Origin of the sequence: Streptomyces spinoverrucosus (assembly GCF_006539505.1) — a bacterium.
GTDB lineage: Bacteria > Actinomycetota > Actinomycetes > Streptomycetales > Streptomycetaceae > Streptomyces > Streptomyces spinoverrucosus.
The window spans coordinates 1-24,120 of sequence record NZ_BJND01000068.1 but is presented as its reverse complement, the minus strand read 5'-3'; the positions used below and the strand labels follow the sequence as shown (position 1 = coordinate 24,120).

Sequence of the window (24,120 nt, the reverse complement as noted above, 5' to 3'; positions counted from 1 at the left end):
GTAAACCTTTCGTCAGCGATACCGTCGCGCCGGGCGCCCGGCGACGAGGCCGTGCCGCGGCGCAGGGGTCGGACTCAAGGACTCAGAAGAGCCGCAATCGCAAGGAGTTCACGCTCGTGATACCGAGATGGCCGGCGCCCCACACGCGCCGTACCGCCCATGTCAGACGGGTCGCGGCCGTCACCGTGGCCGCGCTCGCCGCAGCGCTCGTCCAACCCCTCGCCGCCGGAGCCGCCACCCCGCCCCCACCCCCGCCGCCGTCCGACGCCAAGCTCGCCGCCGAGCCCGCCCGGCACGACCTCACCCGCGAGCAGTTCTACTTCGTCCTGCCGGACCGCTTCGCCAACGGGGACAAGCGCAACGACCGCGGCGGCCTCACCGGTTCACGTCTCACCACAGGCTTCGACCCCACCGACAAGGGCTTCTACCAGGGTGGCGACCTCAAGGGCCTGACCCGCAAGCTCGACTACATCAAGGGCCTCGGCACCACCGCCATCTGGCTCGCCCCGATCTTCAAGAACCAGCCGGTGCAGGGGAAGGGCGACAACGCCTCCGCCGGTTACCACGGTTACTGGATCACCGACTTCACCCAGGTCGACCCGCACTTCGGCACCAACAAGGACCTCGAAACCCTCATCGACAAGGCGCACGCCAAGGGCATGAAGGTCTTCTTCGACGTCATCACCAACCACACCGCCGACGTCGTCGACTACGAGGAGAAGTCCTACGACTACCTCTCCAAGGGCGCCTTCCCGTACCTGACCAAGGACGGCGAGCCCTTCGACGACGCCGACTACGCGGACGGCACCCGCGACTTCCCCGAGGTCGACGAGGACTCCTTCCCGCGCACACCCGTCGTCCCCGGCGCCAAGCGGAACCTCAAGGTCCCCTCCTGGCTCAACGATCCGACGATGTACCACAACCGCGGCGACTCCACCTGGGCCGGTGAGTCGGCGACGTACGGCGACTTCGTCGGTCTCGACGATCTGTGGACCGAGCGTCCCGAGGTCGTCGAGGGCATGGAGAAGATCTACAAGAGGTGGGTCAGGGACTTCGACATCGACGGCTTCCGGATCGACACCGTCAAGCACGTCAACATGGAGTTCTGGACCCAGTGGGCCACCGCCCTCGACGCGTACGCCGCCAAGAAGGGCCGGGACGACTTCTTCATGTTCGGCGAGGTCTACTCCGCCGACACCAACGTCACCGCCCCGTACGTCACCCAGGGCCGCCTCGACTCCACCCTCGACTTCCCCTTCCAGGACGCGGCCCGCGCCTACGCATCCCAGGGCGGAAGCGCGAAGAAGCTCGCCTCCGTCTTCGGTGACGACTACAAGTACACGACCGGCACGGCCAACGCGTACGAGCAGGTCACCTTCCTCGGCAACCACGACATGGGCCGCATCGGGACCTTCCTCAAGCAGGACAATCCCGGCGCGACCGACGCCGAGCTGCTCAAGAAGGCCGGGCTGGCCAACGAGCTGATGTTCCTCAGCCGCGGCAACCCGGTGATCTACTACGGCGACGAGCAGGGCTTCACCGGCGCGGGCGGCGACAAGGACGCCCGGCAGACGATGTTCGGCTCCGAGGTCGCCGACTACCTCGACGACGACCAGCTCGGCACGGACCGTACGCACGCCGTCGACGCCTATGACACCCGAGCACCGCTCTACCGGCAGATCAGTGCGCTCGCCAAGCTGCGAAAGGCCCACCCCGCCCTCGCCGACGGAGTCCAGACCGAGCGGTACGCCGCCGACGGCCCCGGCGTCTACGCCGTCACCCGCACGGACGCGAAGACCGGCATCGAGTACGTCGTCGCCTTCAACAACGCGGGCGAGGCCAAGACGGCCACCTTCCCGACCGGCTCCGCCGACATGGGCTTCGACGCGCTCTACGGAACCGACCACAACCTGAAGTCCGACGCCGACCGGAAGGTGACCGTCACTGTCCCGGCCGGTTCCGCCGTCGTCTACAAGGCCACCGGAAAGCTCCCCGCCCCCGCCACCAAGCCGACCCTCACCTTGAAGGCCCCGGCCCCCGGCGCCACCGGCACGGTCGAGCTGACGGCCGACGTCGACGGCGGGCAGCTCAACCGCGTCGTCTTCGCCGCCCAGACCGGCACCGGCAAGTGGCGTACCCTCGGCTCCGCCGACCACGCCCCCTACAAGGTCACCCACACCATCGGCAAGGACGTCGAGCCCGGTACCGCCCTGCGCTACAAGGCCGTGGTGATCGACTCCAAGGGCCGTACGGCGAGCGCCACGGCCGCCTCCACCACCGGCACCCCGCCCACCGAGCAGCCGCCCACCGCCTCCTCCCGCGACTACGCGATCGTCCACTACAACCGCCCCGACGGGAACTACGCCGACTGGGGCCTGTACGCCTGGGGCGACCTCGCCGACGGCGAGTCGACGACCTGGCCCGACAGCCACCCCTTCATCGGCCGCGACGCCTACGGTGCCTTCGCCTACGTCAAGCTCAAGCCCGGCGCCTCGACCGTCGGTTTCCTGGTCATCGACAAGGACGGCAACAAGGACGTCGCCGCCGACCGCACGATCGATGTGACCAAGACCGGCGAGGTCTGGATCGAGCAGGGCAAGGAGACCGTCCGCACCGAGCGCCCGGAGTACCCGGCGCAGGACACGTCCAAGGCCGTACTGCACTACCACCGCGCCGACGGCGACTACGACGGCTGGGGCATCCACGTCTGGAGCGGCGCCGCGCAGCCCACCGACTGGTCGAAGCCGCTGATGCCGGTGAAGACTGATTCCTATGGCGCGGTCTTCGAGGTGCCGCTCACCGAGGGTGCCACCAGCCTCAGCTACATCATCCACAAGGGCGACGAGAAGGACCTGTCCGCCGACCAGGCCCTCGACCTCAAGGCCAACGGCCACGAGGTGTGGCTCTTGAGCGGCCAGGAGAAGTACCTGCTGCCGCAGCCGGCGGGCAGTGCCGCCGCGCTCGACCTGACGACCGCCAAGGCGATCTGGATCGACCGGAACACGGTGGCCTGGAACGGCTCCGACGCCGCCGCGTCCACTCAGCTGCTGTCCTCGCGCGACGGCTCGATCAAGGCCGAGAACGGCACGCTCACCGGCGACGACGCCCAGTGGCTCCGCCTGTCGAAGACCACCCTCACCGACGCCCAGAAGGCCCGGTTCCCGCATCTGAAGGACTACACCGCCTGGTCCGTCGACCCGCGCGACCGCGACCGGGTCCGCGAGGCCCTGCGCGGCCAGGTCGTCGCATCCCAGCGCGCCGCGAACGGGGCCGTGCTCGCCGCGACCGGCGTCCAGATCGCCGGCGTACTCGACGATCTGTACGACGCGACGAAGGCGGACCTCGGCGCGACCTTCCGCAAGGGCCGCCCCACCCTCTCCGTCTGGGCGCCGACGGCCCAGTCCGTCTCCCTTGAGCTGGACGGCTCGCTGAAGCGGATGCGGCGCGACGACAGCACCGGCGTCTGGTCCGCCACCGGCCCCGCGTCCTGGAAGAACAAGCCCTACCGGTACGTCGTGAAGGTCTGGGCCCCCAGCGTCCGCGAGGTCGTCACCAACAAGGTCACCGACCCGTACTCGCTCGCCCTCACCGCCGACTCCGAGCGCAGCCTCGTGGTCGATCTCGCCGACAAGTCGCTGAAGCCCAGCGGCTGGACGACCCTGAAGAAGCCCGAGGCCGTGCCGCTGAAGGACGCCCAGATCCAGGAGCTGCACATCCGGGACTTCTCCGTCGAGGACGGCACGGCCAAGCATCCCGGCACCTACCTCGCCTTCACCGACAAGGCGAGTGACGGCAGCAAGCACCTGCGCAGACTCGCCGACTCGGGGACCTCGTACGTCCATCTCCTCCCGGCCTTCGACATCGCCACCATCCCCGAGAAGAAGTCCGACCAGGCGACCGTCGGCTGTGACCTCGCCGCCTTCCCGGCGGACTCCGAGCGGCAGCAGGAGTGTGTGTCCGCGATCGCCGCCAAGGACGCCTACAACTGGGGCTACGACCCGTTCCACTACACGGTCCCGGAGGGCTCCTACGCCACCGACCCGGACGGTACGGCCCGTACCGTCGAGTTCCGCGAGATGGTCAAGGCGCTGAACGAGGACGGCCTGCGGGTCGTCATGGACGTCGTCTACAACCACACGGCGGCAAGCAGCCAGGCCCGGACCTCCGTGCTCGACCGGATCGTGCCCGGCTACTACCAGCGGCTCCTCGCGGACGGCACGGTCGCGAACAGCACCTGCTGCGCGAACACCGCCCCCGAGAACGCCATGATGGGCAAGCTCGTCGTCGACTCGATCGTCACCTGGGCCAAGCAGTACAAGGTGGACGGCTTCCGCTTCGACCTCATGGGCCACCACCCGAAGGCCAACATCCTCGCCGTCCGCAAGGCCCTCGACGCGCTGACCCCGGAGAAGGACGGCGTCGACGGCAAGAAGATCATCCTGTACGGCGAGGGCTGGAACTTCGGCGAGATCGCCGACGACGCCCGCTTCGAGCAGGCCACGCAGAAGAACATGGCCGGTACCGGGATCGCCACGTTCTCCGACCGCGCCCGGGACGCCGTCCGCGGCGGCGGCCCCTTCGACGAGGACCCCGGCATCCAGGGCTTCGCGTCCGGCCTCTACACCGAGCCCAACTCCTCGGCGAACAACGGCAGTCCGGCCGAGCAGAGGGCCCGCCTCCTGCACTACCAGGACCTCATCAAGGTCGGCCTCTCCGGAAACCTCGCCGGATACCGCTTCACCGACACCTCCGGCCGGCAGGTCAAGGGCTCCGAGGTCGACTACAACGGCCAGCCCGCCGGATACGCGGCGGCCCCCGGCGACGCCCTCGCCTACGCCGACGCCCACGACAACGAGTCGTTGTTCGACGCGCTCGCCTTCAAGCTGCCCGCCTCGACGAGCGCGGCCGACCGGGCCCGGATGCAGGTCCTCGCCATGGCCACGGCCACCCTCTCGCAGGGCCCGGCGCTCTCCCAGGCGGGAACCGACCTGTTGCGCTCCAAGTCCCTGGACCGCAATTCGTACGACAGCGGTGACTGGTTCAACGCCATCCACTGGAACTGCGCCGACGGCAACGGCTTCGGACGGGGGCTGCCGATGGCGGCCGACAACGAGTCCAAGTGGCCGTACGCCAAGCCGCTGCTCGGCTCGGTAGGGGTCGGGTGCGCCCAGATCGAGGGAGCCTCGGCCGCGTACCGGGACCTGCTGAAGATCCGTACGACGGAGAACGCCTTCTCCCTCGACACGGCCGAGCAGGTCCAGCAGCAGCTCTCCTTCCCCCTGTCCGGCAGTGACGAGACACCCGGCGTGATCACGATGCGGCTCGGTGACCTGGTCGTCGTGTTCAACGCGACGCCGGAACGCCAGGAGCAGCGGGTCGAGTCCCTCGCCGGGGCGGATTACCGACTGCACCCGGTCCAGGCGAGGGGCGCGGATCCCGTCGTGAAGGGCTCGGCGTACGCGGCGAACTCGGGCACATTCACCGTCCCGTCCCGCACGGTTGCCGTGTTCCTCAGGCCAGCGCCCTAAGGGGCGCGGGGAACTGTGCGACCAGCCACAACGCACCCGCACCCAAAAGACAACCCAATCCCGCACAACCCGCGGAGCGTAGGGTGCTCCTGTCCGCCGGAGAACAGGAGCACCCACCCATGCCGCAGATCACCGTCGACTATTCCGAGCAGCTCGCGGAGGGCTTCGACCGCCCGGGCTTCGCCCGGGCCCTGCACGCGGCCGTGGTCGACATCGCGGCCGCGAAGCCCCCGGCGTGCAAGACGCAGTTCCGCCGGACCGAGAACACCACGGTCGGCCCCGACGCCGAGGGGCACGCCGTGGTGCATGTGCACATCGGCCTCCTGACCGGGCGCACCGACGAGACCAAGGCGCGGCTCACCGAGGCCGTACTGGAGCTGCTGCGGCAGTACGTGAAGCCCGCCGAGGGCCTCGACCTGCACGCGTCGGCCGAGGTACGCGAACTCGACCCGTCGTACCGGAAGTTCGAAGCCTGAGTTCGGCGCCTAGGACGCCAGGGAGATCAACCGACCGACCAGATCGCTGAACGGCCCGTCGGTCGGCTCGTCCTTGAGGACCTGGCGCATCAGCATCGCCATCTCCTCGTCGTGGGCCGCGCTGACGGCCGCAAGTGCCGCGAAGTCGTGCACGAGCTGGTACTCCAGCTCGGCACGCGGGATGCGCCGGCCGTCCAGCCAGATCAACGCCGTCGACTCGGCGAGCGAGATCCACGACCGCACGACCAGTTCCAGTCGCGCGGGCGGATTCTCGACGCCGAGATGCGCAAGGATCTGGTCATACGCGGCCTGCCGTACGGCATCGATGAGCGCGTTCGTCGTCGAGGAGCCAACTGCAGGGCCGCCCCGCATCAACGCCGAGAAACCTGGGCCGTGCTCGTCGACGAAGTCGAAGAACCGGCGCATCACGCGCAGCAGCCGAGCCCCCAGCGGCCCCTCGTGGGGCTCCACGAACCGGCCCGCCAGATCGTCCGCCGCCCGCTGCAACGCGGCCTCGTACAGGCTGAGTTTGCCGGGGAAGTAGTGGTATACCAGCGGGCGTGAGATACCCGCGGCGGACGCTATCTCGTCGATGGAGACCTCGTCGGGGGAGCGGCGGCTGAACAGTTCGAGGGCGACGCCGATCAACTGCTGCCGCCGCTCCTCGACACCCATTCTGCGGCGAACCCCGGTAGACATACGAACACCTTACCGATCGGATCCAGCCTTCAACGGACAGGCCCGATCCGGGGTGTTCGCCGGAACCGCTCACATATCCAGCACGAGCCGTTCGCTTCGCGCCCGTGACACGCAGATCAGCATCGAGTCGGCCCGTTCCCCGTCGGTCAGCAACTCGTCCCGGTGGTCGACCTCACCCTCCAGCACCCGCTGCTGACAGGTCCCGCAGAAACCCTGCTCACAGGAGTACGCGGTGTTCGGCAGCTCGGCCCGCACCGCGGCGAGCACGGTGCTGTCGGCGGGCACGGTCAACGTCCGTCCGCTGCGCCGAAGTTCGACCTCGAAGGCAGCGTTTCCGTCGACCGACGTCCGGGGCGCGAACCGCTCCAGGCGCACCTCGGGAAACCGCTCCTCGACCGCCGCCATCAACCCCTCCGGCCCACAGCAGTACACGGTGGCGTTCCCCGGGACATCCGCGAACAGCGCGTCCAGGTCCGGCAGTCCGACCTCGTCCTCGGCCACGACGGTCACCCGGTCGCCGCCGAGCTTCACGACCTCCTCCAGAAACGGCATCGACGCCCGCGTCCGGCCCCCGTAGAGCAGCCGCCACTCCACGCCCTCCGGCAGCGCCCGCAGCATCGGCAGGACCGGCGTGATCCCGATGCCCCCCGCGACGAAGACGTACGAGTCCGAGGCAACAAGCGGGAAGCGGTTACGAGGCCCGCGCACCTCGATCTCCATCCCCTCCCGCACCTGTTCGTGCACCTCCCGCGAACCGCCCCGCCCGTCCGGCACCAGCCGGGTGGCGACCGTGTACGACGAGGTGTCCTCCGGGTCGCCGCACAGCGAGTACTGCCGCACCAGCCCCGACGGCAGCACCAGATCCAGATGCGCCCCGGGCTCCCAGCACGGCAAGTCGTGTCCTTCAAGGCGGAGTTGGACGACCCCCTCTGCGATCGTCTCCCGCGAGGCGACCAGAAGCCTGAGCGCCCGCGACCGCGGCCGCCCGGAGACCGGCTCGTCCAGGGCGGGCATCGGCCACAGCGGCGAGGCCTGGATCCGGCGCCGCATCGCGCGCCGGGCCAGCAGCGCGGCCCCCGCGACGACCACCGCGGTACGCAGCCTCGGCATCACGCGCCCCCCTTCTCGGCGGCGAGCGCCGCGGGCGAGGATGCGAGATAGGCGACCGCCTGCTCGGTGGAACCTTCCTGCGACGGGTGATACGTGCGGCTGAGATAGCGCGGAATCGACCTCACCATGGCACCGGTCGTCGGCAGCACACCCCGCCTGCCACGCACGTGGAAGTCCTTGAAGGTGGCCTTTCCGTCGAGCAGCGTGGGGTCGTTCGCCATGAAGAAGCGCGCCCCGCGTTGCCACAGGAACACCAACGCCGAGAAGGCGGTCGCCCAGGTGCGGACGCGGCGCGCGTAGCCGCCGTCGACGTGCATGAAGAGGTCGAAGGCGACGGACCGGTGCTCGACCTCCTCGGCGCCGTGCCAGCGCAGCAGGTCCAGCATGGTCGGATCGGCCCCGCGCCGGTCCAGTTCCTCGGCGTTCAGCACCCAGTCGCCGAGGAAGGCGGTGTAGTGCTCGATCGCCGCGATCAGCGCGACCCGCTCCATCAGCCACCACCGGCGCGCCCGGCCCGGCGGCAGGGTCCGGTCCCCGAGTAGCTTCTCGAAGAGCCAGTCGACCTGCGCGGTGTACGGCGTCGGATCGAGTCCCTGCTCCTTCAGATGCGGCAGCACCTCGTCGTGGGCCTGGGAGTGCATCGCCTCCTGCCCGATGAACCCGATGACGTCCTCGCGCAGCCGGTCGTCCCGTATGTACGGCAGCACCTGCTTGTACACATGCACGAACCACCGCTCACCGGCGGGCAGCAGCAGATGCAGCACGTTGATGGTGTGCGTGGTGAACGGATCACCCGGCACCCAGTGCAGCGGTGTGTCCTCCCAGGAGAAGGACACCTTCCGCGGCTTGAGCGGGATGCGCTCGGACTCTACGGGGCGGGGCGCCCGGGCGTGCGTGTTAGACATGGCGTCAATGTACTGACGGGTAAGTCGCCGCGGAACCCTCGTGCGGCGACTTGTTGACGCCCGTGTCAGCTAGCGCAGGCCGTGTCGCCTAGCCAAGGCCGTTGATCGACCGCCCGTCCGTCAGTGTCCCCTTCAGCTCGGCCTTGACGCCCTGCTTCGTCTTCGCGGCCAGCACGTTGCCCTGCGCGGTCCGTTCCACCCCGCCCGTCGTGCTGATCGACGCGGTGTCCCGGCTGCCCGCCGCCAGCAGATACCAGGGGCCCGCCTCGGACTTCCACAGCACCCCGGCCAGCACATGAGGATCGCGTGGCCCGCAGGCCGCCACGTTCTCGGCCTTCGCGGCCACCGCCCCGTACTTGCCGCCCGGCGTGTGGAACTGCGCCAGCACCCGCTCGCCGCCGCCCCGCCAGGTCTCCGCGCGCGTGCACACCCATGCCGCCGTGCCGCTCGCGTCGGGCAGTGGCTGGGCGGCGTACTGCCAGGCGTTCACCGACCGCACGCCGTGCCCGCGCAGATCGGCCAGCGAGCAGCCGTACGGCGCCCAGGTGCGCAGTGCCTCCGCCCCGGCCGCGTCATGCGTCTTGCCCGGGCGGCCGGTGGTGAGGCGGGCCGGGACGAGTTCACCGAGGTCGGCCATCAGCCGCGTACCGGAGTCGTCGGTGATCTGCAGGACGTTCCAGGAGGCGCAGGCGCCGGTCTGGGCGACGGGGCTGGCCAGCGGTGCGGTGATGCCGTCGGTGAGGGCGAGGTTCATCGCGCCGGAGCCCGGCTTCAGCAGGTCCCGCTCGGCCGTCTTCTTCACCCACGGCGCGGTCAGATAGCGGACGTTGCCGTCGGTCCGGTTCAGCAGCACCGCGCTCGCCTCGATACGGGTCGCGCCGTCGGCGCGGGAGAAGTCGAGGGCGGCGCCGGCCGTGCCGTCCTTCGGCTCGGCGTAGCGGGCGATGCGCAGACCGTCGTAGAAGACCACCACGCGCGCGTTGTCGACGTTTCCGGCGAAGAGCAGTTGGGGCGGGCCGGCCGGGCCGCCGGACGGGGTGCCGCGGGTCGCCGAGACCCGGACCGTCTCGCCGGGGCGCGCCCAGACGGCGAGGGCGCGGCGCAGCAATGCACTGTCGGTGGTGAGGTCGCCGCGCGCGGGCCACACGGAGAAGTCGGTGCGGGTGGCGGACCGCCAGGCGGCGGGGGAGACCTTCACCAGCCTGCTGGGGTCGAGGGCCGCCTGGGCGGCCGGGTTCTGCGCGTACGGCGGGGCCGCGGCGCCGTCGGGGCCCCAGCCGTCGCCGGGGAGGGCGAGCAGCGCCCCGCACACGGCGAGGGCCGCGGCGGCGGCGAGCGCGGCCTTCAGGTGCTGGCGGCGGCGCATCAGGTCGGTGGGCCGGGCCTGCAGCGAGCAGGGGTCGAACTCGGGGGAGTCGAGCAGCGCGTACTGCGCGGGGACGCCGTCGGCCTCCTGGAGCGCGGCGTCCGGGTCGTCGACACCGGCGGTGCGCAGGACATGGTGGACGTCGCTGTCGGGGAGCCGCTCCAGGCCGCGCAGGACGTAGGCGGCGCGGGCGGGGGCGGAGAGCGCGGACAGGCGCTGGTCCAGCGCGAGTTCCTCGGCGCCGCCCGAGCGCGGGAACAGGCGCAGGCCCCACACCTGGGGGAGCAGCGGCGGCAGCTGGGACCGCTTGGGCCACGCCTTGCGCCGCAGCGGCAGGCCCGCCTCCAGTGCCGTACGCAGCACCTGGAGGCGGACGAAGGCGTAGCCCGGGTCGCCGTCGCGGCCGGTGGACTGGGCCGGGATCACCGACGCCGCGGCGCGGCCGCGGGGCAGCGCGCGCTGGGTGAGCGCGTGCGCGGTCAGAACACGCCGGTTGCGGCCCAGACCGGGCGGCAGCACCAAGTAGGCGAGGCGGACCAGCCGCGGGTAGTGCTCGACGAGCGCGGCCTCGACCTGCTCGACGTCGACGACCGGGGCGGAAGCGGAAGACGTGGGGCGCGGGGCGACATCCTGTGACTGCACGTTCAGCAGAACGAGCGAATCAGCGTGAGGTCACCGGATTGAGCACCGAACGAGCTCCAGCCGTATCGAACGGGGGGCACAGGTGTGTGCCCTCCCTGACCGACCGGAGGAACAGATGAGGTTGACCCGTCCGATGCTCGCCGTGAGCGGTGCGGTTGCGGTGCTGGCGCTCGCGGGCTGCGGCTCCAGCGGTGACCAGGCGGCCGAGACGGCGACCGGCAGCCTGGAACAGCTGGCCGCCGAGGTGAAGTGCACGCCGAACATCCAGATCGACGCCGACGAGCTGCGCCAGGCCCTCTGCAAGGAGGGCGACGAGAAGTACATCCTCGCCACCTTCGCCACCGACCGCGGTCAGCGCGAGTGGATCAACGAGTCCAAGCGCATGGGGGGCTTCTTCCTCGTCGGCCGCAAGTGGGTCGCCGTCGGCCACAAGGACGTCGTGACGGACCTGGGCGGGGAACTCGGGGGGACGCTGGAGATCGGGGCCGACCATTCCGGCCACCACTGAAAACGCTCGGGCAGACGAGAAGGCCGGCGGTGGGGGATCCCACCGCCGGCCTTCTCATGGTCACCGGCTACCGCGTCACTGGCAGTCCTGACCGCTGTTGATGCAGTCGACCACCTGGTTCATCAGGTCCTCGTCCATGACGTTGATGAAGTCGTTGTGGTCGGTGATCGGCTTGTGCAGCTCCTCCGGGAAGCCGTCCACCGCGAACGGGGTTTGCACCTGTCCGTTCTCGATCACCGGGGCCGGCACGTCGTACACCAGACGGATCTGCAGCTGGGGGATGGCCTGGAAGCCGTTCGCGCAAGAGCCGTCCGCCTCGACGAAGTCGACGTGGGTGCGGTGGTTGGCGCTGTCGATGTTCTGGCCGTCCCAGCAGCTCTGGAAGTTGGCCGTGCGGACCACCTTGCTGCCCTCGGGGCAGATCGGGTACTTGTCCGTCAGCTGCCGGTCCTCGAAGCCGGTGCAGCTCCACGAGGCGTTGGCGTTCGCGTCGCCGCCGGTGAAGGCGTTGGCGGCGCCGGTGATGATCCGCAGGAACTTCGGCATCGCGACGACGTCGCTCTGCTTGTTGCCGACGAACTTGATCTCGGCCGTCTCGGCCTTCAGGATCCGGCCGAGGTTGCCCTCGGCGCCACCGCCCAGCTCGTTCTGGTCGAACTCCTCGGTGCCGTCCTGGAGGCGCAGCACCGGCCAGTAGTACGTGGACTTGTCGTCCTGGTTCTGGCAGCTGGTATCGGCGCCCGCGAGATCCTGGTCGCTGGCGAAGGCGTTGTTGCCCTGGTTGCCGACGTAGTCGTGCGTGTGGCGCGCGCCGTTGTCGACGCCGGGGGCGACGATCAGGTTGTCGGTGTTGAAGTTGTTGTTCTCATTGACACCGCAGACGGTGGTGAAGCTGCCCGTCGAACCGGTGTCCCCGTTCGCCTTGAGCCCGTTGCCGTTCGACGGCGGCGTGTTCGGCTGGACGGTGGTGATGTCGACGAAGTCGTCGGCGACCGGACCGGCGGCACCGTTGCCGTTGTCCTGTCCGTTGCCGTTGTCCTGGCCGTTGTCCTGACCCTGGCCGTTGTCCTGGCCCTGGTCCTGGCCGTTGTCCTGACCGCCGTCGTTCTGGTCGCCGTTGCCGTCGTTGGGCTGCGGTTGCTCGGCCGGCACGCCCTTGCACTGCGCGAACTTCTCCAGGCCCTTCGGAGCGGTGCCGCCCACCCGCCGGATGTTGATCCCGATCCGGTCGATGGCCGCGACGCGCTTGGACTGCAGGGGCCCGAGAATCGCGTTCTGGACGAATCCGGGGTCGCCCGCCTGCGCCTGCCGAGTGGAGGCGAGACGGGTGTACGCGTCGGTGATCTGCTTGTCCAGGTTGGCGAGCTCCTTGGCGACGCCGTAGCGCGCCTTTCGCGGCACGTTCCTGAGTTTCAGGCCGACGTCGGGGCAGGAGATCGTGGCGATCTGGGCCCCTGCCGACCTCGTCTGGTTCGACCCCCAGCGGTTCTCCTCGTGTGCCGAGGCATAGAAATTCGCCCAGATCAGCCCGCCCCCACCGAGCGCTAGGGCCGCCGATGCGGCAATGGCCTTGGTGGCCAGCGGCGTACGGCGTTTTCGTGTATTGCGTCCCATGGAACTCCTCTGACTTCCTTGCGGGGCAGCACCGAGGCGCCCGACAGGAGTGAAGCGGCGCCCTCCCATACGGAGCCCGTCCCACGCGTGTTCAGCCGTCGCGGAAATTGATGAGAAGTTCGTGAGGGCACTGTGGAACCAACAGCCCCTGGAACACCGGGAGTTGTTGATCGTCCACGGCGAGTGAGTGAGCGGGGGTGTTTTCGGTGACCGTGGTCGAATATCAGCGACCGTGGTCGAGATACGCGAGAACCGCCAGGACGCGACGGTTGTCGTCGTCCGACACCTCCAGGCCCAATTTGGCGAAGATGTTGGAGGTGTGTTTGGCGATCGCCCGTTCCGTCACCACCAGATGCGTGGCGATCGAATGAGCGCGATCGACACGGCGGAGAAGGTGAGGCACAGGACGGCCGGCGGCAGTGAGACGACGGCCAGCACGAGCCCCCGCCCGGCGGCGCGCAGCATGCCCCGTGCCCTCGAACTCGCGCCGCCGTTCTTCGTGTTGGTGTTCATGGGCCCAGTCTCGCCGACCCCTCGGGGCCGGTCACTGGACCGAAGCCCCCGGTCAGGGGGTGGTGCCAGGTACACCCCCGCCGCCCGCGAGCAGCTTCGCCTCCACCTCCGGATCCAGGCCCACCGGCGGCCGGTCCGGCCGCTGCGGGGCCGTCCCGCCGATCTCCCGCAGCCAGCGCCAGGTGTCGGCGACGGTCTCGCCGGCCGGCCGGCAGCGCAGCCCGGCGGCGAGCGCGCGGGAGACGTCCGCGCCGTGCAGGGCGTCGTGCAGCTCGCTGCCCGGCGGCACCCACACCGGCAACTGGCTCCACGGCTCGATGCCCGCCCCCAGCACCACCTCGGGCGCGGTCCAGCGCAGCTCGGCAACCGCGCCGGTCACCCGCACGCACTCGTCCAGCAGCTCGCCCATGGTGGTGTGCCCACGGGGACCGATCAGGTTGTACGGCCCGCTGCGCTCCTGCTCCACCGCGTCCAGGATCCACTCGGCGAGATCGCGAACGTCGACGAACTGCACCGGCAGCTCGCGCGGACCCGGCGCCAGTACCGGGCCGCCGCGGGCGATGCGGGCCAGCCACCAGGGCAGGCGGCCGATGTTCTCGTACGGCCCGAGCAGCAGCCCGGCCCGCACCAGCAGCGAGCGCTCGGTGCCGAAGGCCTCGACGGCGGCCAGCTCACCGCCCCGCTTGTCGCGGGCGTAGTCGGTGTGGTCCGCGTCGGCCTCGGCGCCCTCGACCAGCGGCGCGTCCTCGGTGTACCCGGCGGGCGGGGCCCAGGCGTACACCGAGCAGCTCGACACGTACGCATACCGCCCGGCGCGGTCCCGCAGCAGCCGCGCCGCGTCCCGCACCGCCCGGGGCGCTGCCGACCAGGTGTCGACGACGGCGTCCCAGTCGCCCTCCGCCTCCGTGAGGGCGGCTAGCCCGTCGGGCGCGGTGCGGTCGCCCAGCACCTCCCGTACCCCGGGCGGGGCCGCGTGCCGTCCCCGGTGGAACACGGTCACGTCCCAACCACGCCCGAGCGCCGCCTCCACTACCGCACGTCCCGCGAACTCGGTCCCACCCAGCATCAGCAGTCTCATGCCGGTGACTCTCCCCGGAGGAACGGCGGGAGGGAACCGGGTTCTGCCGACAGCAGACGATCAGGTGTGTCCGCAGACCGAAAGGGGGCGGCCACCGTGACGGTGGACGCCCCCTTTCGGGCAGAGCGCAGTGGATCAGACCTGGCCGGCCTTCTCCAGGGCGGAGCAGCAGGTGTCGACCAGGAGGCGGGTCACCACGTACGGGTCGACGTTGGCGTTCGGGCGGCGGTCCTCGATGTAGCCCTTGCCGTCCTTCTCGACCTGCCACGGGATACGGACCGAGGCACCGCGGTTGGAGACGCCATAGGAGAACTTGTCCCAGGGGGCGGTCTCGTGCAGGCCGGTCAGGCGGTCGTCGATGCCGGCGCCGTAGTTCTTGACGTGGTCCAGCGGCTTGGAGCCCTCACCGAGCGACTCGCAGGCGGTGATGATCGCGTCGTAGCCCTCGCGCATCGCCTTGGTGGAGAAGTTGGTGTGCGCGCCGGCGCCGTTCCAGTCGCCCTTGACCGGCTTGGGGTCGAGGGTGGCGGAGATGCCGAAGTCCTCGGCGGTGCGGTAGAGCAGCCAGCGGGCCACCCACAGCTGGTCGGAGACCTCCAGCGGGGACAGCGGGCCGACCTGGAACTCCCACTGGCCGGGCATGACCTCGGCGTTGATGCCGGACAGGCCCAGGCCCGCCTTCAGGCAGTTCTCCAGGTGGGCCTCGACGATCTCACGGCCGAAGATCTCGTCGGCGCCGACACCGCAGTAGTAGCCGCCCTGCGGGGCCGGGAAGCCGCCCTCGGGGAAGCCGAGCGGGCGGGAGCCGTCGAAGAAGGTGTACTCCTGCTCGATGCCGAAGATCGGCTCCTGCGCGGCGAACTTCTCGGCGACCTCGACCAGCGCGGCGCGCGTGTTGGACGGGTGCGGGGTCATGTCCGTGTTGAGGACCTCGCACAGCACCAGGATGTCGTCACCGCCGCGGATCGGGTCCGGGCAGGAGAAGACCGGCTTGAGCACGCAGTCCGAGGCGTGGCCCTCGGCCTGGTTCGTGGAGGACCCGTCGAAGCCCCAGATCGGCAGCTCGGCACCCTTGGCGTCGTCGGCCATGATCTTCGTCTTGGAACGAAGCTTGGCCGTCGGTTCGGTGCCGTCGATCCAGATGTACTCAGCCTTGAAGGTCACGGGCCTCATCCTTCGGGGGTGGGTCTGGGCGCGCTTGCGGGTGCGGTGGCGCTGCGACGCTGGGACGCCGCCTTCTGCCCGGCAGCCTGTCAACAGGCGATTTCCCGATCATTGCCCGTTTGTGAACCCCGTGTTACTGGGTGACGGTGTCGCCCACCTCACGCTGTGAGGCCCCGGCGCGTGCGCGGGGCGGCTCGTATGCGATGGGGTTGGAGTGAGGGGCGGGAACGTGCCGGTCCTGCTGCTCGCGGCCACGAGCAGCAGGACCCCGCCCAGAACCCCTACCTCACCCCACCTTCTCGATCACGGCTCGGCGGATCAGGAACTTGCCGGGCTCCCGGACCTGTTCGAAGGCCGCGTTGTTGAGCAGGACACAGCTGCCCGAGACCGAAGTGACCTCCACCGTCGTGGACTTGTTGTTGTCCAGGTTGGTGACCTTCAGCTGCGTACCCGCCGGGAACTGGTTGCTCGACGCGGCCGGGGCGCCGCCCTCGCCGGAGAGCGTGACGGTGGAGCCGTTGCAGACCTGCTCCCCGGAGGCGGCGGCGCCACCGCCGTCGCCCGGGGCGGCGGGCTCGGAGGGCGGCGCGGCCTGCTCACCGGCGCCCCCCGCCTGCTCACCGGTGCCCTGACCGGCGTCCTCGCCCTGCTGGCCGGGCTGCGCGGCCTGGGAGCCCTGAGCCGACTCCCCAACCTCGCACCCGGACGCTTCCTGCTGACGCTGGATCTGGGCGATGACGGCCTCGCGGTTGGCGATCCGCGCCGCGGACTGCGCGTCCGGGTTGGCCCGCTGGCCCTCGATGAACCGCTGGTTGTTGCCGAGGGCGGTGGCGAGGCCCTGGCAGACCGTCGAGTCCGCCGCGGACTGGGCGGCGTTCGAGGTGCTCGCCATGACGAACGCACCACCGCCCGCCACCGACGCCGCGCTGACCAGCAGGGCCAGCTTCTTCTTCGTGCTGAGAGTTCTCCTACGCGACATGCGCGCCTCCTGAGAGGTCGGGGAGCGTACGCCGCTATGTACGAGATCCCGAACGAGGTTACTCAGTGGTTACAGGAGTACGTTGAAGTGTCGTGCGTCACAGGGGAGTTGCTAGCGGGACAGCGCGTCCCGTACGGCCTCGTCGCTGCGGGCGACGACCGCGGTGCCGTCGTCCGCGGTGATGATGGGCCGTTGGATGAGCTTGGGGTGCTCGGCGAGGGCGGTCACCCAGCGATCGCGAGCGGCGGCGTCGCGCGGCCACTCCTTCAGGCCGAGCTCCTTGGCCACGGCCTCCTGGGTCCGCGTGATCTCCCAGGGCTCCAGGCCCAGACGGTCGAGTACGTCGCGGATCTCGTCCTCGGTCGGTACGTCCTCCAGATAACGGCGGACGGTGTAGTCGGCGCCCTCGGCGTCGAGCAGTTTCACGGCGCTGCGGCACTTGGAGCAGGCGGGGTTGATCCAGATTTCCATGCGGCCACGGTACGCCGTCGGCCGGCCCCGAAAACCCGTCTTCCACGTGTGTCACTGCACCCCCGAACGCCCTTGTGGCCAGGGGCTTTTGTCAGTGGGGGCCAGTAGAATAGAAGCAGTGTTCGAGGGTGTCGCCGGAGTGTCCGGTCGGCGCCCTGACCGCGACAGGAGGATGCCTGTGCCCGCTGCCGCACTGAAGCCGAAGCCGTTGCCGACCCAGTCCACCGCGAAGCGCCCCGTCCTGCTCGACCTTCCCTACGCACCCGTGGAGAAGCGGCCGTTGCCGCCGGGGCGTCCGCGTGAGTGGTACATCTCGCACAACCGCCGGCTCAAGGCCATGCGCCTTGCGATCGCGCTGCTCGACTCGGGGGTGTACGTGCCGAACCAGGCACGCAACGAGACGATCCGCGACACCGCGGAAGTCATCGGCGTCCACCCGCCGTCCGACACGACGTGCCACATGGTGCGGGCGCTGCTGCGCTACACACGGTGAGCCGGTCGCCGGGCGCCGCACGGTCGTCGGCGGCGCCCGGCGCACATCTCGGCCCGCCTGGCCTCGTACCACCCGACGCAGGCTCTCGCCCCGCTCGTTTCCAGCGGTACGGGGCGCGCTCGCCCACTCAAGTCCGCTCGCGGTGCACCGCGCATCCGCTCATCGCGCTCGGTCCTGTGCCGCGGGGTGTGTCGGCTCACGCTGTCGGTATGTCGCGCGGTGCGTCCGCCCCGCTCACGCGGTTCGCTCGTCGCGCCGGGTGCGAACGGTTCGCGGCGGCACCCGGCGCACCTGTCGGCCCGCGCGGTCCGGCGTCGTCCGGCGCACCTCTGTGATGCCCGGCGGCTCCCCCTCACCCCACCGCCAACTCCCGCTCCAACGGCGTCCGGAACCGCGGCGTGATCCTGGTCGCCCCCACCCACTGCCGCAGCCGCTCCACCTCCCCCTCGATCGCCGTGAGCGCATCCCGGCCCACGCCCTTCTCCTCCAGCACCCGCCACACGATCTCCCCGTCGGCCCGCTGGGCCCAGCCGCCCACGACCCGTCCGTCCCACCACACCGTCGGCCCGACGTTGCCGCTGCGGTCGAACAGGGCGGGCCGCAGCTCGGGCGCGAGGAACCAGTCGCGGTGCTGCCGGGCCATCGCCGTGGGGTCGAGGGCCGGCAGCAGCGCGGCCCACGGCTCGACCGGCCCCGCCACCGGCTCGACGTCGCCCTCGACGACGTACCCCGTGCCCTCGTCCAGCCGCACCTCCTGCGCCCCGATCGCGGCCAGCGCTCTACGGACCTCGGTCACCCGCCACCCCGTCCACCACTTGAGGTCGGCCTCGGTCGCCGGCCCGCACGCCGTCAGCCAGCGGCGCAGCAGCGCGGCCTGCGCCTCGGCGATGTCCAGCTCCGGATGCTCGGGCGCCAGCGCCCAGCGGAACTGACTCGACGTCCACGAGCCGAGCGGCCGCCCCCGTACGACCTTCCCCTCCAGGCCCAGCACCCGCAGCAGCCGGGTCGACACGGTGTGGACGCCCTCGTAGCTCTTCCCGGCGGCATACGCGAACTGCTCCCGCAACCGCGGCTCCTCCCCGGCGAGTTCGGCCGCCGTGGCCTCCCCGCGCCGCCCGAGCACGGCCAGCGTCGACTCCTCGACCTCCTTCAGCCAGGCCGCGTCCGGCGCCCCCGCCTTGGCCATGTCCTTGACCAACGAGGCCCGCTCCCGCGCGGCCACCGCGAGCCCCGTCGAGGCGTGCACCACGGCGGTCAGCTCGGTCGGAAACACGAACACGGTGTGCCGCATGCCGTGCATCCGCACCAGCGTCCGCTCCCCGTACAACGCCCGCCCGGTCTCCGCCACGGTCCCCGCGGCCTCCGCCAGCCGCGCCCCCACCGCCAGATGCACGGTCGCGGGATCCGTACCGTGCAGCGCGACCAGCGCGTCGGCGACCTCCTCGGGCCGTCCGGCCCGCGCCCCCACCGCCAGCCGATGCCGCACCGCCACCCGAGCCCGCCGCTCCACCACCCCGACGTACGGCAACCCCGCAACACCCATCCCGGCCTCCACTCGTAACCTCACGAAAAAGAAGATGCGGCCCCCCATATCCCCGGCGCTACTCTCGGTGCACCGAAGAACACACCTCCCAGGGAGTCCCGTCATGGGCACCATCATCATCTCCGGGACGGTCGTCCTGGTCGTCCTGGGATTCGGAAACCACCTCTACTGGCTCGCCGCCGTCGCCCTGCTCTTCCTCTACGTGCAGTACGGGCGCGACGCGTCCTCGACATCGTCGACCTCGACCCCCTCGTCGCCCGGGCCCGCGCCCACGACCTACAAGGCATACCGCGACCGCCGCGACCAGCAGGCCAAGTGGGAGCGCCGCTACCGCCGCGAGCGGCCGCTGGAGTCCCGCCGTCAGGAGCGGGAGCGGAGCAAGTAGGACGGGCAAGTGGGGCGGGGCAAGTAGGTCGGCTCAGAGCCCCGGCGCACCCCACACGGGAAACCACCGTCCCAGATCCTGTTCGATCCGCAGATCACCCGCCAGCGCGGCCTTCACCTGAAGCTCCAGCGCGTTGTCGCGCCGCTGCCCCGTACCGGGCAGCGGCGCGAACGGGTAGAAGGTGCCGCGTTTGTAGAGATAGACCAGCGCGAGCGATCGCCCCGCATCGTCCCGGAAACCGGCCAGCGAGCACAGCAGCTGCGGCCCGAAACCGTTGATCTCCATGGAGCTGTTCACCGCGTGCAGATCGTTGACGAGCAGCGACAGCTCGTCGGGGGCCCGGCGGGACACCAGCCAGGAGTACCCGTACGCGTCCCGCTCCAGCTCCACCGGCGGCCCGGTCCGCTCGGTGTCCGCGTCCAGCAGCGCCCGCACCTCCCGGTGCGTCTGGTCGAACGCGGCCCCCTCGACCGTCGCGAAGCACACCGCGCCGTGCCCGGTCGGCGTGAAGGACGCCGCCGCCTCCAGCGTCACCGCCGCCGAGGGCAGCGCGAACAGCTGATCGAGATCGGGTACGACCGGCTTCGTACGACCGAGCAGGATGTCCAGCAATCCCATGCTCACGCCTTTCCGGGAGTCGCCTCGCCCAACTCGGCGGAGATCCGGCCCAGTTGTTCGAGCCGCTGCTCCAGGCTCGGGTGGGTGGAGAACAGCCGTGCGACATCCGAACCACGGCCAAACGCCGGCGTGAAGTAGAAGGCGTTGAAAGCCTGCGCGGTCCGCAGGTCCTTCGTCGGGATCCGCGCGATGTCCCCGGTCACCTTGGTGAGCGCCGACGCCAGCATCGACGGCCGTCCGGTCAGCAGCGCCGCCGCCCGGTCGGCCGCCAGCTCCCGGTACCGCGACAGCGCCCTGATCAGCAGGAAGCTGATCGCGTAGACGGCGGCGGAGACGCCCATGACCCCCATGAAGATCACAGCGGTGTTCTGGTCGCGCCGCCCGCCGCCGAAGAGCTGCGAGTAGAAGGCGAACCGCACGATCAGCCCCGCGATCACGCCGAGGAACGAGGCGATCGTGATCACGGCGACGTCCTTGTGCGCCACGTGCGACAGCTCGTGCGCGAGCACCCCCTCCAGCTCCGCCGGCTCCAGCCGCCGCAGCAGGCCGGTGGTCACGCAGACCACGGCGTTGTCGGGGTTCCGGCCGGTCGCGAACGCGTTCGGCATGTCCATATCGGAGACGGCGACCACCGGCTTGGGCATGTCCGCCACCGCACACAACCGGTCGACCACGCCGTGCAGCTCCGGATACTCCTCCCGCTCCACGACCCGGCCACGCATCGCGTAGAGCGCGATCCGGTCGGAGAACCAGTACTGCGCGCCCAGCAGCGCCGCCGCGATCACCACGACCAGCACCCAGGACTTCAGCAACACGATCAACGCGGCTACGAACGCCACGTACAACAATCCGAGCAGAAAGAGCGTGACCGTCATCCGCGCGGTCAGCTTCGGGTCACTCCGGAAGCGGCTGTGCATGGAACACCATCCTGCGCTCAGGCACTCGTCCCACTGCCCAGTGTGCACCCGCCCCACCCCATGAAGCGGTCGTGATCAGTCCCAGGACCGGCAAAGGATCAGTAGGGCGCCCGGAAGTTGATGTAGCCGATCAATACGATCAACGCGGCCACACACCCCAGCACCACGGCCGTCGATATCCACGACGACCGCCGCGGCGCCCGCTGCCCTTCCGGTTCCGCCCGGAACGGCACCGGCCCGGGCGGATTGTGCTTCCAGCGCGCCGCGAGCATCCGGGCCCGGGCGGAGGGCTCCTTGTGCTCGGCGTTGTCCGCCCACTTGAGGTCGAACTCTCTCTCGGCGTCGTCCCGTTCGGGCATCCCCGTTACCTCTCTCGAACAACAGTTTCCGGGTCGATCATCCCCCGTGCGCGGGACTCCTGGGAAGCCCGTTCAGGATGCCGAATGATCGGTGGCGGGCTTAGCCTTTTTCAGTAAGCCGCATCCGCGGCCATCCGTCCGGCTCGTGCCCCGCACGCTGGGATGGAAGGAAGGTTTCTTCATGAAAGCACCACGCGCTCGGCGTCTCTTCGCGATGTCCGCCATCGCCGTACTGATGGCCAGTGGCGCCGCGATCGGCACAGCCGGCACGGCATCGGCAGCCACCACCACGACCAACGTTCCCGCGAACTGGGGCGATGACGACTGGTGGGGCCACGACCGGCACCGGTTCGGCTACGGGGGTTTCTTCGGCGGCTACGGGTTCTACAACCCCTTCAACCACTTCGGCAACGTTCCCGTCGTGATCGTGGTCCGCTGAAGGCAGTAGCGACTCCACGGGACCGGGGGCGAAAGCCCGAGGGCCGCCACCCGAAGTACCAGGTGGCGGCCCTCATCGCATCTCAGGCGTCGATCACACGTCGAAGTAGAGCTCGAACTCGTGCGGGTGCGGACGCAGCTGCAGCGGGGCGATCTCGTTCGTGCGCTTGTAGTCGATCCACGTCTCGATCAGGTCCGGCGTGAAGACGTCGCCCTGGAGGAGGAACTCGTGGTCGGCCTCCAGGGAGTCGAGGACGGCCGGGAGGGAGGTCGGGACCTGCGGGACGCCCGCGTGCTCCTCGGGGGCGAGCTCGTAGAGGTCCTTGTCGATCGGCTCGGCCGGCTCGATCTTGTTCTTGATGCCGTCCAGACCCGCGAGGAGCAGGGCGGAGAACGCCAGGTACGGGTTGCCGGAGGAGTCCGGGGCGCGGAACTCGACGCGCTTGGCCTTCGGGTTGGAGCCCGTGATCGGGATACGCATCGCGGCGGAGCGGTTGCGCTGCGAGTACACCAGGTTGACCGGCGCCTCGAAGCCCGGGACCAGGCGGTGGTACGAGTTCACCGTCGGGTTGGTGAAGGCGAGCAGTGACGGAGCGTGCCGGAGGATGCCGCCGATGTAGTAGCGGGCGGTGTCCGACAGGCCGGCGTAGCCCTGCTCGTCGTAGAACAGCGGGTCGCCGTTGCTCCACAGCGACTGGTGGACGTGCATGCCCGAGCCGTTGTCACCGAAGATCGGCTTCGGCATGAACGTCGCGGTCTTGCCGTTGCGCCAGGCGACGTTCTTCACGATGTACTTGAAGAGCTGCAGGTCGTCGGCGGCGGCGAGCAGCGTGTTGAACTTGTAGTTGATCTCGGCCTGGCCGGCGGTGCCCACCTCGTGGTGCTGGCGCTCGACCTTGAGGCCGGCGCGGTTCAGCTCCAGGGAGATCTCGGCGCGCAGGTCGGCGAAGTGGTCGACCGGCGGGACCGGGAAGTAACCGCCCTTGTAGCGGACCTTGTAACCGCGGTTGTCCTCCAGCGCACCGGTGTTCCAGGCGCCCGCCTCGGAGTCGATGTGGTAGAAGGACTCGTTCTCGGACGTCTTGAAGCGGACGCTGTCGAAGACGTAGAACTCGGCCTCCGGGCCGAAGTACGCGGTGTCGGCGATCCCGGTGGAGGCCAGGTACGCCTCGGCCTTCTTCGCCACGTTGCGCGGGTCACGGCTGTACTGCTCGCCCGTGATCGGGTCGTGGATGAAGAAGTTGATGTTGAGCGTCTTGTCGCGGCGGAACGGGTCCACGCGGGCGGTCGACAGGTCGGCGCGCAGGGCCATGTCGGACTCGTGAATGGCCTGGAAGCCGCGGATCGAGGATCCGTCGAAGGCGAGCTCGTCGTCCGGGTCGAACGCCTCGACGGGCACCGTGAAGTGCTGCATGACGCCCGGCAGGTCGCAGAAGCGGACGTCGATGAACTTGACGTCCTCGTCCGCGATGAACTTCTTGGCCTCGTCGGCGTTCTGGAACATCCAGCTCCTCCTACTCCCGACCGTCCCGCCGGGGTGGTAGTTCGTTCGTGCGGCCAGTGCGGTGGCACACGCTGACCTCGACCCTAGGGACGCGTCATTTCTCGGGCGTGACCCATTTGTTTCGCAGAAGTTAACCGGCTCCGTTCCACCGTAACGCGGACCGACCCCGGCGTACCCCGGTCAAATCCGGGCGCAGTACCTTTGTCGGGTGGACAAGAGGCAAGCAATCGGATCATGGCTCTCCGGCCCCCGCGCGGCCATGGAGGACGCCGGTGCGGACTTCGGCTACCGGGGCGAGCAGCTCGGTCTGCCCGAGGAGGGGCCGGGCTCGATCGCCCGCCCCGGTCGGCGGCTCGGCGCGCTGGCCGTGGACTGGGGGCTGTGCCTCATGATCGCATACAGCTTGATCACGGACGGCTACGGCCAGACGACCGGCAACTGGGCCCTGCTGATCTTCTTCGTGATGAGCGTCCTGACCGTCGGCACGATCGGCGTCACCCCCGGTAAGCGCCTCTTCGGTCTGCGCGTGGTCGCCCTCGGCACCGGTACCGTCCACCCGGGCCGCGCCCTGCTCCGCACGGTCCTGCTCTGCCTCGCCGTCCCCGCCCTGATCTGGGACCGGGACGGCCGCGGCCTGCACGACCGGATCGCGCAGACGGTCGAAGTACGGATCTGACGGCCGCAAGCCCCCGAACACGGCGAAGGCCACCCGCACGGCCCGGTGCGGGTGGCCTTCGACTCGTCAGCCGTCGGATCTCGCCGGATTCAGCGGCGGTGCAGGACCGCCGTCAGGACCTGCCGCAGCTCGGC

22 protein-coding genes and 1 pseudogene are annotated in these 24,120 nt (G+C 70.0%); 7 read left to right on the top strand and 16 right to left on the bottom strand.

What is annotated here, in order from left to right; all coding sequences use genetic code 11:
* Nucleotides 1-116: 116 nt before the first annotated feature.
* Nucleotides 117-5,528 (top strand): pullulanase-type alpha-1,6-glucosidase, encoded by a 5,412-nt coding sequence (gene pulA / locus SSP24_RS34685; RefSeq protein WP_141313955.1) that lies wholly within the window; start codon nucleotides 117-119, stop codon nucleotides 5,526-5,528.
* A 119-nt stretch (nucleotides 5,529-5,647) separates the two neighbouring features.
* Nucleotides 5,648-6,004 (top strand): 5-carboxymethyl-2-hydroxymuconate Delta-isomerase, encoded by a 357-nt coding sequence (locus SSP24_RS34680; protein ID WP_141313954.1) that lies wholly within the window; start codon nucleotides 5,648-5,650, stop codon nucleotides 6,002-6,004.
* A gap of 9 nt (nucleotides 6,005-6,013) precedes the next feature.
* Here SSP24_RS34680 and SSP24_RS34675 read toward each other — a convergent pair whose 3' ends face one another.
* From SSP24_RS34675 to SSP24_RS34660, 4 genes are all read right to left on the bottom strand, one after another.
* The gene (locus SSP24_RS34675) at nucleotides 6,014-6,703 is read right to left on the bottom strand and encodes a TetR/AcrR family transcriptional regulator (RefSeq protein ID WP_141313953.1); all 690 of its coding nucleotides are present in this window, start codon (nucleotides 6,701-6,703) and stop codon (nucleotides 6,014-6,016) included.
* 69 nt (nucleotides 6,704-6,772) lie between these two features.
* A complete protein-coding gene (locus tag SSP24_RS34670; RefSeq protein ID WP_141313952.1) occupies nucleotides 6,773-7,813 on the bottom strand; it encodes a PDR/VanB family oxidoreductase in 1,041 nt (346 codons plus the stop codon).
* Nucleotides 7,813-8,718 (bottom strand): metal-dependent hydrolase, encoded by a 906-nt coding sequence (locus tag SSP24_RS34665; protein WP_141313951.1) that lies wholly within the window; start codon nucleotides 8,716-8,718, stop codon nucleotides 7,813-7,815. Before SSP24_RS34665 ends, SSP24_RS34670 begins: the two co-directional genes overlap by 1 nt.
* A gap of 88 nt (nucleotides 8,719-8,806) precedes the next feature.
* On the bottom strand, nucleotides 8,807-10,726 hold the full coding sequence (locus tag SSP24_RS34660; protein WP_141313950.1) for a hypothetical protein: 1,920 nt from the start codon (nucleotides 10,724-10,726) through the stop codon (nucleotides 8,807-8,809).
* Nucleotides 10,727-10,841: 115 nt separating this feature from the next.
* On the opposite strand from SSP24_RS34660, the gene SSP24_RS34655 reads away from it, so the two are divergent.
* Nucleotides 10,842-11,234, top strand: coding sequence for a hypothetical protein (locus SSP24_RS34655; RefSeq protein ID WP_141313949.1), 393 nt, complete (start codon nucleotides 10,842-10,844; stop codon nucleotides 11,232-11,234).
* Between the two features lie 75 nt (nucleotides 11,235-11,309).
* Here the strand turns inward: SSP24_RS34655 and SSP24_RS34650 are convergent, their stop codons facing one another.
* From SSP24_RS34650 to SSP24_RS34625, 7 genes and pseudogenes are all read right to left on the bottom strand, one after another.
* Nucleotides 11,310-12,848 (bottom strand): DUF1996 domain-containing protein, encoded by a 1,539-nt coding sequence (locus tag SSP24_RS34650; RefSeq protein WP_141313948.1) that lies wholly within the window; start codon nucleotides 12,846-12,848, stop codon nucleotides 11,310-11,312.
* A gap of 223 nt (nucleotides 12,849-13,071) precedes the next feature.
* Nucleotides 13,072-13,212 (bottom strand): annotated as a pseudogene (locus tag SSP24_RS34645) (DNA-binding response regulator); the annotation flags it as partial.
* On the bottom strand, nucleotides 13,191-13,361 hold the full coding sequence (locus SSP24_RS43160; RefSeq protein WP_167529793.1) for a hypothetical protein: 171 nt from the start codon (nucleotides 13,359-13,361) through the stop codon (nucleotides 13,191-13,193). The gene SSP24_RS43160 and the pseudogene SSP24_RS34645, both read right to left, overlap by 22 nt.
* Before the next feature lie 52 nt (nucleotides 13,362-13,413).
* Nucleotides 13,414-14,439 (bottom strand): SDR family oxidoreductase, encoded by a 1,026-nt coding sequence (locus SSP24_RS34640; RefSeq protein WP_141313947.1) that lies wholly within the window; start codon nucleotides 14,437-14,439, stop codon nucleotides 13,414-13,416.
* Between the two features lie 135 nt (nucleotides 14,440-14,574).
* On the bottom strand, nucleotides 14,575-15,603 hold the full coding sequence (gene glnII / locus SSP24_RS34635) for a glutamine synthetase (protein ID WP_141313946.1): 1,029 nt from the start codon (nucleotides 15,601-15,603) through the stop codon (nucleotides 14,575-14,577).
* 286 nt (nucleotides 15,604-15,889) lie between these two features.
* Nucleotides 15,890-16,582 (bottom strand): SCO2207 family protein, encoded by a 693-nt coding sequence (locus SSP24_RS34630; protein WP_141313945.1) that lies wholly within the window; start codon nucleotides 16,580-16,582, stop codon nucleotides 15,890-15,892.
* 111 nt (nucleotides 16,583-16,693) lie between these two features.
* Nucleotides 16,694-17,053 (bottom strand): arsenate reductase family protein, encoded by a 360-nt coding sequence (locus SSP24_RS34625; RefSeq protein ID WP_141313944.1) that lies wholly within the window; start codon nucleotides 17,051-17,053, stop codon nucleotides 16,694-16,696.
* A 178-nt stretch (nucleotides 17,054-17,231) separates the two neighbouring features.
* On the opposite strand from SSP24_RS34625, the gene SSP24_RS34620 reads away from it, so the two are divergent.
* Nucleotides 17,232-17,546 carry a hypothetical protein gene (locus tag SSP24_RS34620; RefSeq protein WP_141313943.1) on the top strand — a complete coding sequence of 105 codons (315 nt, stop codon included), beginning with the start codon at nucleotides 17,232-17,234 and terminating at the stop codon, nucleotides 17,544-17,546.
* A 352-nt stretch (nucleotides 17,547-17,898) separates the two neighbouring features.
* Here SSP24_RS34620 and SSP24_RS34615 read toward each other — a convergent pair whose 3' ends face one another.
* Nucleotides 17,899-19,089: a winged helix DNA-binding domain-containing protein gene (locus SSP24_RS34615; RefSeq protein ID WP_141313972.1), complete on the bottom strand. Its 1,191-nt coding sequence runs from the start codon at nucleotides 19,087-19,089 to the stop codon at nucleotides 17,899-17,901.
* 103 nt (nucleotides 19,090-19,192) lie between these two features.
* Here SSP24_RS34615 and SSP24_RS34610 point away from each other — a divergent pair, with 103 nt between their 5' ends.
* Nucleotides 19,193-19,474, top strand: a complete 282-nt coding sequence (locus tag SSP24_RS34610) for a hypothetical protein (RefSeq protein ID WP_141313942.1) — start codon at nucleotides 19,193-19,195, stop codon at nucleotides 19,472-19,474.
* Nucleotides 19,475-19,507: 33 nt separating this feature from the next.
* On the opposite strand, the gene pspAB is transcribed toward SSP24_RS34610, so the two are convergent.
* The 3 genes from pspAB to SSP24_RS34595 all read right to left on the bottom strand — a co-directional run bounded on the left by pspAB (nucleotide 19,508) and on the right by SSP24_RS34595 (nucleotide 21,368).
* Entirely contained in the window at nucleotides 19,508-20,092 is a 585-nt protein-coding gene (gene pspAB, locus SSP24_RS34605; protein ID WP_141313941.1) for a PspA-associated protein PspAB, read from the bottom strand.
* Between the two features lie 2 nt (nucleotides 20,093-20,094).
* The gene (gene htpX, locus SSP24_RS34600) at nucleotides 20,095-21,009 is read right to left on the bottom strand and encodes a zinc metalloprotease HtpX (protein WP_141313940.1); all 915 of its coding nucleotides are present in this window, start codon (nucleotides 21,007-21,009) and stop codon (nucleotides 20,095-20,097) included.
* Nucleotides 21,010-21,107: 98 nt separating this feature from the next.
* Nucleotides 21,108-21,368, bottom strand: coding sequence for an SCO2583/SCO2584 N-terminal domain-containing protein (locus tag SSP24_RS34595; protein ID WP_141313939.1), 261 nt, complete (start codon nucleotides 21,366-21,368; stop codon nucleotides 21,108-21,110).
* Between the two features lie 181 nt (nucleotides 21,369-21,549).
* Here SSP24_RS34595 and SSP24_RS34590 point away from each other — a divergent pair, with 181 nt between their 5' ends.
* The gene (locus SSP24_RS34590) at nucleotides 21,550-21,807 is read left to right on the top strand and encodes a hypothetical protein (RefSeq protein ID WP_141313938.1); all 258 of its coding nucleotides are present in this window, start codon (nucleotides 21,550-21,552) and stop codon (nucleotides 21,805-21,807) included.
* Between the two features lie 93 nt (nucleotides 21,808-21,900).
* Here SSP24_RS34590 and glnA read toward each other — a convergent pair whose 3' ends face one another.
* The gene (gene glnA, locus SSP24_RS34585; RefSeq protein ID WP_141313937.1) at nucleotides 21,901-23,310 is read right to left on the bottom strand and encodes a type I glutamate--ammonia ligase; all 1,410 of its coding nucleotides are present in this window, start codon (nucleotides 23,308-23,310) and stop codon (nucleotides 21,901-21,903) included.
* 208 nt (nucleotides 23,311-23,518) lie between these two features.
* Here glnA and SSP24_RS34580 point away from each other — a divergent pair, with 208 nt between their 5' ends.
* Entirely contained in the window at nucleotides 23,519-23,986 is a 468-nt protein-coding gene (locus tag SSP24_RS34580; RefSeq protein WP_141313936.1) for an RDD family protein, read from the top strand.
* Nucleotides 23,987-24,120 lie beyond the last annotated feature (134 nt).

Bases quoted from the DNA above. Each gene is read 5' to 3' on its own strand.
- SSP24_RS34680 (WP_141313954.1), top strand. From the start codon at position 5,648: ATGCCGCAGATCACCGTCGACTATTCCGAGCAGCTCGCGGAGGGCTTC.
- SSP24_RS34675 (WP_141313953.1), bottom strand. From the start codon at position 6,703: ATGTCTACCGGGGTTCGCCGCAGAATGGGTGTCGAGGAGCGGCGGCAG.
- SSP24_RS34670 (WP_141313952.1), bottom strand. From the start codon at position 7,813: ATGCCGAGGCTGCGTACCGCGGTGGTCGTCGCGGGGGCCGCGCTGCTG.
- SSP24_RS34665 (WP_141313951.1), bottom strand. From the start codon at position 8,718: ATGTCTAACACGCACGCCCGGGCGCCCCGCCCCGTAGAGTCCGAGCGC.
- SSP24_RS34655 (WP_141313949.1), top strand. From the start codon at position 10,842: ATGAGGTTGACCCGTCCGATGCTCGCCGTGAGCGGTGCGGTTGCGGTG.
- SSP24_RS34650 (WP_141313948.1), bottom strand. From the start codon at position 12,848: ATGGGACGCAATACACGAAAACGCCGTACGCCGCTGGCCACCAAGGCC.
- SSP24_RS43160 (WP_167529793.1), bottom strand. From the start codon at position 13,361: ATGAACACCAACACGAAGAACGGCGGCGCGAGTTCGAGGGCACGGGGC.
- SSP24_RS34640 (WP_141313947.1), bottom strand. From the start codon at position 14,439: ATGAGACTGCTGATGCTGGGTGGGACCGAGTTCGCGGGACGTGCGGTA.
- SSP24_RS34630 (WP_141313945.1), bottom strand. From the start codon at position 16,582: ATGTCGCGTAGGAGAACTCTCAGCACGAAGAAGAAGCTGGCCCTGCTG.
- SSP24_RS34625 (WP_141313944.1), bottom strand. From the start codon at position 17,053: ATGGAAATCTGGATCAACCCCGCCTGCTCCAAGTGCCGCAGCGCCGTG.
- SSP24_RS34615 (WP_141313972.1), bottom strand. From the start codon at position 19,089: ATGGGTGTTGCGGGGTTGCCGTACGTCGGGGTGGTGGAGCGGCGGGCT.
- SSP24_RS34610 (WP_141313942.1), top strand. From the start codon at position 19,193: ATGGGCACCATCATCATCTCCGGGACGGTCGTCCTGGTCGTCCTGGGA.
- pspAB (WP_141313941.1), bottom strand. From the start codon at position 20,092: ATGGGATTGCTGGACATCCTGCTCGGTCGTACGAAGCCGGTCGTACCC.
- htpX (WP_141313940.1), bottom strand. From the start codon at position 21,009: ATGCACAGCCGCTTCCGGAGTGACCCGAAGCTGACCGCGCGGATGACG.
- SSP24_RS34595 (WP_141313939.1), bottom strand. From the start codon at position 21,368: ATGCCCGAACGGGACGACGCCGAGAGAGAGTTCGACCTCAAGTGGGCG.
- SSP24_RS34590 (WP_141313938.1), top strand. From the start codon at position 21,550: ATGAAAGCACCACGCGCTCGGCGTCTCTTCGCGATGTCCGCCATCGCC.
- glnA (WP_141313937.1), bottom strand. From the start codon at position 23,310: ATGTTCCAGAACGCCGACGAGGCCAAGAAGTTCATCGCGGACGAGGAC.